Here is an 8,983-nt window from a genome sequence, read left to right on the forward strand (position 1 = left end):
TCACCGACAGTGTTACATACAGACATACCCCGAGGATTGAGCCGTCCATCGCCCGGTCTTCACAATGCCCACCAACGCCGCCCTCGCGGCCTCGAGAGTGAAGCCACGACGTGACGTTCCGCCTGCTGCCAGCGACCCGCCGGAGTCGCCTGATGCTGATCGCCCTGCTCGCCCTGATCGTCGCCGCGACCGCCTGGTGGCTGCTGCGCAAGCCCGCCGCCCCGGCGGTGGCAACCTCGCCGGTCAGCCGCGGTGACATCGAACAAACGGTGGATGCCACCGGCGTGATCGACGCCTACAAGCTGGTCAGCGTCGGCGCGCAGGCCTCGGGCCAGATCAAATCGCTGAAGGTACAGCTGGGCGACACCGTGAAGGAAGGCGACCTGATCGCCGAGATCGATGCCACCACCCAGCAGAACCAGGTGCTCAACGCGCAGGCCTCGCTGGACCAGGTCACCGCCCAGCGCGCCGTGCAGCAGGCCACCCTGCGCCAGGCCGAACTAGAGTTCGCGCGCCAGCAGCAGATGCTGGCCGCCGAGGCCACCTCGCGCCAGGAATACGATGCCGCCGAAGCGCAGCTGAAGACCGCCCGTGCCCAGCTGCAGTCCTACGAGGCGCAGATCAAGGGCCGCGAAACCGAGCTGGGCACCGCCCGCGCCAACCTGGCCTACACCCGCATCACCGCGCCGATGGACGGCACCGTGGTCGCGGTGGTGGCCGAGGAAGGCCGTACCGTGAACGCCAACCAGACCGCACCGACCATCGTCATGCTGGCGCGGCTGGACGTGGTCACCGTCAATGCCGAGATCTCCGAGGCCGACGTGGTCAAGATCAAGCCCGGCATGCCGGTGTACTTCACCACCCTGGGCGACCCGGACCGCAAGTATCACGCCACGCTGCGCCAGATCAATCCGGCGCCGGCCTCGATCGCCAACGAGAATTCGTCCAGCTCCAGCAGCTCCTCCAGCTCCAGCTCCAGCAGCGCGGTCTACTACAACGCGCTGTTTGATGTGGAAAACCCGGACGGCACGCTGCGCATCGACATGACCGCGCAGGTCTCGGTACTGCTCAAGCAGGCCAAGGGCGTGCTGATGGTGCCGGCGGTGGCACTGGGACCGAAGCGCCGTGGCGATGAGCGGATGGTGCGGGTGCTGGACGAGAAGGGCCAGCCGCAGCCGCGCAAGGTCACCGTCGGCATCAACAACGGCGCCTCGGCCGAGATCCTGTCCGGCTTGAAGGAAGGCGAGCGCGTGGTGGTCGGCGAAGCCGGTGCGGCCGGTGCCAGCGCCGGCGGCGGCAACCGCGGCGGCATGCAGATGCGGGTCGGCGGCCCGGGCATGGGGCGCCGATGAGCACGACGGCGCCGCTGCTGCGGCTGCGCGACCTGCGACGTGAATTCCCGGCCGGCGACGATGTGATCGCCGTGCTGCGCGACGTCCATCTCGACATCCACGCCGGCGAGATGGTCGCCATCGTCGGCCAGTCCGGCTCGGGCAAGTCGACGCTGATGAACATCCTCGGCTGCCTCGACCGTCCCACCCGCGGCAGCTACCAGGTGGCCGGCCGCGAAACCGGAAAGATGGAGCCGGACGAACTGGCCGAACTGCGCCGCGAGCATTTTGGTTTCATCTTCCAGCGCTACCACCTGCTCGGCGACCTCGACGCGCGCGGCAATGTGGAAGTGCCGGCGGTGTATGCCGGCAGTCCCGGCCCGGTGCGCAACGCGCGTGCCGAGCAACTGCTGCAGCGGCTGGGCCTGGGCGACCGCATGCATCACAAGCCAGGCCAGCTTTCCGGTGGCCAGCAGCAGCGCGTGTCGATCGCACGCGCCCTGATGAACGGCGGCGAGGTGATCCTGGCCGACGAACCAACAGGCGCGCTCGATACGAAATCCGGTGAGGAAGTGATGGCGATCCTCGGCGAACTGCATGCCGAAGGCCACACCATCATCATCGTCACCCACGACATGAGCGTGGCCCAGCACGCACAGCGCATCATCGAGATCCGCGATGGCGAGATCATTGCCGACCGCGCCAATCCGGATGCGCCGAGTTACCGCGCCCAGCGCGAAGCCAGTACCGGCGTCGCCCACGGCAATAGCTGGCGGGCGGCCCGCGACCGCTTCACCGAAGCGTACCGGATGGCGCTGCTGGCGATGAACGCCCATCGCCTGCGCACCTTCCTGACCATGCTCGGCATCATCATCGGCATCGCCTCGGTGGTCTCGGTGGTGGCGCTGGGCAATGGCTCGCAGCAGCAGATCCTGCAGAACATCAGCGCGCTCGGCACCAACACCATCGACGTCTATCCCGGCCGTGGTTTCGGCGACATGCGCTCGGCCCGGGTGCAGACGCTCAAGGCCAGCGATGCCGATGCACTGGCAAAGCAGAGCTATGTGGACAGCGCCACCCCCAGCGTATCGACCTCGGTCACCGCGCGTTATCGCAACCAGTCGTCGACCGCCCAGGTCAGCGGCGTCGGCGAGCAGTTCTTCCGGGTCAAGGGGGTAACCCTGCTCAGCGGCAGCTTCTTCGATGCCGATGCCGTGAGGGGCCTCGGCCAGGTAGCGGTGATCGACGAAAACACCCAGACCCAGTTCTTCCCCGATGTCGACCCGGTCGGCCAGGTGATCCTGCTCGGCAACGTGCCGGCGCGCGTGGTCGGCGTGGCCAAGCGCCAGAGTTTCGGCTTCGGTGGCAGCACCAGCCTCAGCGTCTGGGTGCCCTACACCACGGTGATGTCGCGCATGCTCGGCCAGAGCCATGTCTCCAGCATCACCGTGCGCGTGGACGACAACACACCGATGGATGCCGCTCAGGAAGCGATCACCCGCCTGCTGACGATGCGCCACGGCACCGAGGATTTCTTCCTCAGCAACAGCGCGGAGATCCGCGACACCATCGAGCAGACCACGCGCACGATGACCCTGCTGATCGGTGCCATCGCCGCCATCGCGCTGCTGGTCGGCGGCATCGGCGTGATGAACATCATGCTGGTGTCGGTGACCGAGCGCACCCGAGAGATCGGGGTGCGCATGGCCGTTGGTGCACGACAAAGTGATATCCGCCAGCAGTTCCTGATCGAAGCGGTGCTGGTTTGCCTGCTCGGTGGCGTGCTCGGCATCGGCCTGGCCCTGCTGCTGGGCTCGATGATCGGCCGCTTCGCCAGCGACTTCCAGGTGCTGTTCTCCACCGCCTCGATCATTGCCGCCTTCGCCTGCTCGACCCTGATCGGCGTGGCGTTCGGCTTCCTGCCCGCGCGCAATGCCGCGCAGCTTGACCCGGTGGAGGCCCTGGCACGCGAATGAAGATGATGACCCGACTGCCCTTCCCTGCCCCTTCGCGCCGGCTGCTGGCGGGTGCCGTTCTGCTCACCCTGTCTGGCTGCGCCTCTGTCGGCCGCTATCCGGTGGCCGATCCCGATGTGGCGGCCCAGTATGGGCGTGGCGATGCCACCCTCAACGCACCGGCCGACGACCCGCGCAGCAGCCTGGACACACCGGGCCACGACATCCGCCAGGACACCTGGTGGACCGGCTTCGGCGATGAACGCCTGAACCGCCTGGTGGCGCAGGCGCTGGCCGCCAACAGCGACCTGGCCGCCGCCGGCCTGGCCGTGCAGCGTTCGCGCCTGCAGGCCGGCCTGGCCAGCAACGCGCTGTGGCCGCAGCCTTCGTCATCGGGCGTCAGCGGCAATGCCAGCCGCGCCACCGACCAGGCCGACGACTGGCGCCGCAGCTACTCCACCGGCGTTTCGCTGGGCTGGGAGGTCGATCTGTGGGGACGCCTGCGGACCCAGCGCGACATCGCCCGCTGGGAAGCCGAAGCCAGCGAGGAAGACCGGCAGAATACCGCCCTGCTGGTGATCAGCGACACCATCACCCAGTACTGGAACCTGGCCTACCTGAACCAGTCGATCGCCACCGGCCAGGCCAACCTGGAGCGGCTGGAGCGCACCCGCGAACTGGTGCAGGCCCGCTTCGACGCCGGTGCGGTATCGCGTCTGGAAGTGCGCCAGGCGCTGCAGAACCTGCAATCGCAGCGCGCCTCGCAGAGCGCGCTGGAACAGCAGCGGGTGGAGGTGCGCAACGCACTGACCGTGCTGCTGGACGGCACGCCCTGGCCCCAGCAGGACGAACCTCAGGACCTGCTGGGCGCACGCAGCCCGCGCATTGTCGAGGGGCTGCCGGCCGACCTGCTCGGCCGCCGCCCCGACCTGCGTGCGGCAGAACTCCGCCTGCGCAACAGCCTGAAGACCATCAAGGTCACCGCCACCCAGTACTACCCGGCGCTGAGCCTGACCGGCAGCCTCGGTTCCAGTGCGACCTCGCTGGGCGATGTACTGCGCAATCCGGTGGCCACGCTGGGTGCCGGCCTTTCGCTGCCATTCCTCAACCTGCAGCGCGCGCAGCTGGATACCGATATCGCCGGCACCAGCTATCAGATCGCCGCGACCAATTTCCGCAAGACGCTGTACACCGCGCTCTCGGAAGTGGACAACGCACTGTCCGCGCGCGAGCAGCTGGCGCGCCAGGTCGCTGCCTCGCAGGCTTCGTACGAGGAAGCGGTGGAAGTGGAGCGCGCGCAGGAAGTGCGTTATCGCGTGGGTGCTACCGATCTGCGCACCTGGCTGGAAGCCCAGCAGACCCGGCGCGATGCAGAGTTGTCGCTGGCGCGCGTGCGCCAGGGCCAGCTGAACAACGACGTGACCCTGTTCAAGGCGCTGGGCGGCAGCGCGGGCTGAGGCCTTCTGTAGAGCCGAGCCCATGCTCGGCTGCTTTTCGTCTGAATGCCCATGCGGCGCGGTGGGCCGCGCGCGGCAGCCGAGCGTGGGCTCGGCTCTACATGGGCTGTCGCCCGATCAACCGCGCTGGCGCACGGCTTCGAACAGGCTGACGCCGGCGGCGACGGAGACATTCAGGCTCTCGATCTCGCCCGGCATCGGGATCTTGACCAGGCCATCGCAGTTCTCGCGGGTCAGGCGGCGCAGGCCGTCGGCTTCGCCGCCCAGCACCAGCGCGATGTTGCCCTTCAGGTCCAGCTGGTACAGCGAGGCGGTGGCTTCGCCGGCCAGGCCGTAGATCCACACGCCCTGCTTCTGCAGGTCCTTCAGGCAACGCGACAGGTTGGTCACCGCCACCACCGGGATGAGGTCGGCGGCGCCGGCCGAGGTCTTGCGCACGGTGGCGTTGACCGTGGCCGACTTGTCCTTGGGGATGATCACTGCAGTCGCACCGGCCGCAGCCGCCGAGCGCAGGCAGGCACCCAGGTTGTGCGGGTCCTGCACCTCATCCAGCACCAGCAGCAGCGCCTTGCCCTCGGCCGCAGTGACCAGGCCTTCCAGCTCGTTCTCGCTGTAGGTGCGGGCGGCGGCATAGCGCGCGGCCACGCCCTGGTGGCGCACCGAGCCCCCCACACCGTCCAGCGCCTGGCTGTTCACCTTGCGCACGTCGATGCCCTTGCGGCGGGCGTTTTCCTCGATCTCGGTCAGGCGCGGGTTCTTCGCACCGGCCTCGACCAGCACTTCGCGGACGTTCTCGGCGTCGTTCTCGATGGAGGAGGCGACGGCGTTGACGCCGACGATCCACTGGCTGTTCTTGCTCATGCGGGCGGGGACCGGAAAGGGGGGGGCTATGGTAGAGCATCGGCGGTCCGGGCGCTGCCGCGCCCCGCCTCCCTGTACAGCCGAGCCTGCGCTCGGCTGTCCTGGGTTCAGCCTGCGGCGACAGCGTGGAGACGGCGCTACAGGTGCGTCACCGGCTGCGCGGTGGCCAGTGCGGCGTGTCGTGGTCGGGGTGCTGGTGGGACACGATCGTGGCCAGGAAGTCCAGGGCCGCGATGTCCTCCTCGGTACGCCGTACGGGCAGGCTGGCCAGGCCGTCGACGAAGGGCAGCTTGCGCTCGACCCCGTACTGGATCGTCGGAGGCAGGCGTTCGGCTTCGTCGAACGCGCCGGCAGCCACCGCCACGCCATCGGGCGCTTCGTAGGTCAATGGCGTGCCGCAGTCGGCGCAGAAGCCACGCCGCACCACGTTGGACGATTGGAAATAGCGCGGCTGGCCGCGGGTCCAGCTGAACTGCACGCCACGCACCGACACCAGCGGTGCGTAGTAGGCACCAAAGGCCTTCTGGCACATCCGGCAATGGCAGATCGAGCTGTCGGTCAGCGCACCACGCACGTGGAAGCGGATCGCGCCGCACTGGCAGCCGCCGCTGTATTCGGGTTGGCCTTGCATGCTGCTTTCCTCCGGAAGATCGTGTCGACCAAGGTCGACACCTACCTGACGAGCGGTGCGTGCCAACCAACGGTTGGCACCTACCGGGTGAGGTGGGTGCCGACCGTTGGTCGGCACGCCTTTCAATATTGCTTCTTGGTGCGCTTGGCCGGCTTGCCCCGCTCAGGCAGCGGCGGCAGCCCGTCACCCTCGTCCTCGCCCTTGTGTTCGACCAGCCGGAAGTCGATCTTGCGCTCTTCCATGCTGGCCTTCAGCACCAGGATGCGCACGCGGTCGCCCAGCCGGTAGCTGCCGCCGCGGCGCTCGCCGGTCAGCGTCTTGCGGGTCGCGTCGAACTTGTAATAGTCCTGCGGCAGCTGGGTCACGTGGACCAGGCCCTGCACCTTCGACTCGTCCAGTTCCACGAACAGGCCGAAGCTGGTCACGCCGCTGATCACGCCGTCGAACTGGCCGCCCACGTGCTTTTCCATCCACGCCGCACGGTAACGCTCGTCGACCTCGCGCTCGGCCTCGTCGGCACGGCGCTCACGCTCGGAACACTGCAGTGCCAGCGCGGCCATCTCGCGGGCATTGTAGGTGAACTTGTCCAGCGGCTTGCCGGACAGCGCGTGCTTGATCGCGCGGTGTACCAGCAGGTCGGGATAGCGACGGATCGGCGAGGTGAAGTGCGCGTAGGCCTCCAGCGCCAGGCCGAAGTGGCCGTGGTTCTCCGGGCTGTAGATCGCCAGGCTCTGGCTGCGCAGCAGCACCGACTCCAGCAGCGTCGCATCAGGGCGGTCGCGGATCTTCTTCAGCAGTTTGGTGTAGTCACCCGGGCGCACCTTCGACCACGGCGGCAGGCTCAGCTTGAACTCCTTGAGGAATTCCAGCAGGTCGGCGTACTTGGTTTCCGGCGGCTTCTCGTGGATGCGGTACGGCGCCGGCACGTGGCGCGACAGCAGGTACCTGGCCGCCTCGACGTTGGCCGCGATCATGCATTCCTCGATCAGCTTGTGCGCGTCGTTGCGCACCAGCATGCCGGCCTGGGTGACTTCACCACGGTTGTCCAGCACGAAGCGCACCTCGCTGCTTTCGAACTCGATGGCGCCGCGCTTGGCACGTGCCTTGGACAGCACCTTGTACAGCTGGTGCAGGCGCTGCACCTGCGGCAACAGGTCGCCCATCCAGGCCTTGGTATCGGCATCGTCCTCGCCGACCGCCTTCCACACCTGGGTATAGGTCAGGCGCGCGTGCGAATTCATCACCGCCTCGTAGAATCGCGAATGCGTGACCAGGCCATCGCGGTCGATCTGCATGTCGCAGACGAAGCACATGCGGTCGACTTTCGGCATCAGCGAGCAGATGCCGTTGGACAGCGTCTCCGGCAGCATCGGCACCACGAAGCCCGGGAAGTACACCGAGGTGGCGCGCTTCTGCGCTTCCTCATCCAGCGGCGTACCGGGGCGCACGTAGTTGGAGACATCGGCAATGGCCACCACCAGGCGGAAGCCATCGGCATTCGGCTCGCAGTACACCGCGTCGTCGAAGTCCTTGGCATCCTCACCGTCGATGGTGACCAGCGGCGTGCTGCGCAGGTCGACACGGTCGCCGATCATCGCCGGCTCAACCACCAGCGGCACCGATGCGGCTTCGTCCAGCACCTCCTGCGGGAACTCGAACGGCAGCTCGTGACCGTGGATGGCGGTCTCCACCACCAGCGACGCGGTCAGCTTGTCGCCCAGCACGGCGATGATGCGGCCGATCGGCGGGCGGCGGCTGTCCGGGGCCTGGGTCAGTTCGCAGACCACCAGCTGGCCGTCGCGCGCGCCACCGGTCTGGTCCGGCGGCACCTGCACGTTGCGCTGCACGCGCTTGTCATCGGGCACCACGTAGTTGATGCCCATCTCGATGCTGAAGCGGCCGATCAGGCGGGTCATGCCGCGTTCGAGCACGCGCGCAATGCTGCCCTCGCGACGGCCCCGGTGATCGATGCCGGTCACGCGGGCGAGCACCTTGTCGCCGTGCATCACCTTGCGCATTTCATACGGCGGCAGGAACAGGTCGTCGCCGCCCTCGACCGGACGCAGGAAACCGAACCCTTCCGGGTTGGCGATCACCACGCCGGTGACCAGGTTCAACGTCTGGATCGGGGCGAAACCGCCGCGGCGGTTCTGCACCAGCTGGCCATCACGGACCATGGCACCGAGCCGGCGCGACAGCGCCTCGGCCCGATCCGGTGCGGTCAGGCCCAGGCGTGCACCAAGTTCCTCGGCGGTCTGCGGCCCTTCGCAACGCTCCAGCAGGGCCAGGATGGCCTCGCGGCTGGCGATGGGCTGTTCGTATTTCTCGGCTTCGCGGGCGGCGTAGGGATCGTCGATCACCTTGCCGGTCGGCGGCAGCTTGCGGCCCGGGGCCGGGCCGGGCGCTGCCGCATCAGCGGTGCGGACCTTGCGGCCGCGCGGCGGCGTACCGCCTTCATTCAATTCGGGGAACCAGCCTGGCAGCGGCTTGCCCGGCTTGGGGGTGCGGGCTGCGCCCGCCTTCGGGCCCTTCTTCGGGGCTTGGCTGCGGGACTTGCTCCCGCCCTTGCTTGGTTTTTTGGTAGTCATCGCCCTACATGGTAGCCGTTGATGGCGTGCAGAACGGGTCAGCGCCCGCCCTGGAGGCGTTGGATGAAATAATTTCAGGAAGTCGTTGACAGCTCCCGGATTCATCTTCACAATTGCGCCTCTGGAACGCCCAGGTGGCGGAATTGGTAGACGCACTAGT

At 67.8% G+C, this 8,983-nt stretch carries 6 protein-coding genes and 1 tRNA gene (1 of these 7 running past the window's edge); 4 read left to right on the forward strand and 3 right to left on the reverse strand.

Going from position 1 to position 8,983, the window contains the following annotated elements; translation table 11 throughout:
• Positions 1-110 precede the first annotated feature (110 nt).
• The 3 genes from HMPREF3114_RS09395 to HMPREF3114_RS09405 are packed head-to-tail and all read left to right on the forward strand — an operon-like array spanning position 111 to position 4,743.
• A complete protein-coding gene (locus HMPREF3114_RS09395) occupies positions 111-1,352 on the forward strand; it encodes an efflux RND transporter periplasmic adaptor subunit (protein WP_032954055.1) in 1,242 nt (413 codons plus the stop codon).
• Positions 1,349-3,307 carry a MacB family efflux pump subunit gene (locus tag HMPREF3114_RS09400; protein ID WP_070489658.1) on the forward strand — a complete coding sequence of 653 codons (1,959 nt, stop codon included), beginning with the start codon at positions 1,349-1,351 and terminating at the stop codon, positions 3,305-3,307. The genes HMPREF3114_RS09395 and HMPREF3114_RS09400 overlap by 4 nt, the downstream gene beginning before the upstream one ends.
• Complete coding sequence (locus HMPREF3114_RS09405; RefSeq protein WP_053499926.1) at positions 3,304-4,743, forward strand: efflux transporter outer membrane subunit; 1,440 nt, start codon at positions 3,304-3,306, stop codon at positions 4,741-4,743. Before HMPREF3114_RS09400 ends, HMPREF3114_RS09405 begins: the two co-directional genes overlap by 4 nt.
• Before the next feature lie 117 nt (positions 4,744-4,860).
• Here HMPREF3114_RS09405 and rlmB read toward each other — a convergent pair whose 3' ends face one another.
• The 3 genes from rlmB to rnr all read right to left on the reverse strand — a co-directional run bounded on the left by rlmB (position 4,861) and on the right by rnr (position 8,823).
• Positions 4,861-5,604, reverse strand: coding sequence for a 23S rRNA (guanosine(2251)-2'-O)-methyltransferase RlmB (gene rlmB, locus HMPREF3114_RS09410; RefSeq protein WP_005408775.1), 744 nt, complete (start codon positions 5,602-5,604; stop codon positions 4,861-4,863).
• A gap of 148 nt (positions 5,605-5,752) precedes the next feature.
• Positions 5,753-6,235, reverse strand: coding sequence for a GFA family protein (locus HMPREF3114_RS09415; RefSeq protein ID WP_053499924.1), 483 nt, complete (start codon positions 6,233-6,235; stop codon positions 5,753-5,755).
• 122 nt (positions 6,236-6,357) lie between these two features.
• Positions 6,358-8,823: a ribonuclease R gene (gene rnr / locus HMPREF3114_RS09420; RefSeq protein ID WP_053499921.1), complete on the reverse strand. Its 2,466-nt coding sequence runs from the start codon at positions 8,821-8,823 to the stop codon at positions 6,358-6,360.
• Positions 8,824-8,951: 128 nt separating this feature from the next.
• On the opposite strand from rnr, the gene HMPREF3114_RS09425 reads away from it, so the two are divergent.
• A tRNA-OTHER gene (locus HMPREF3114_RS09425) sits at positions 8,952-8,983 on the forward strand; it runs 54 nt beyond the window's last position.

This window comes from Stenotrophomonas sp. HMSC10F07, assembly GCF_001807895.1.
Classification (GTDB): domain Bacteria; phylum Pseudomonadota; class Gammaproteobacteria; order Xanthomonadales; family Xanthomonadaceae; genus Stenotrophomonas; species Stenotrophomonas sepilia.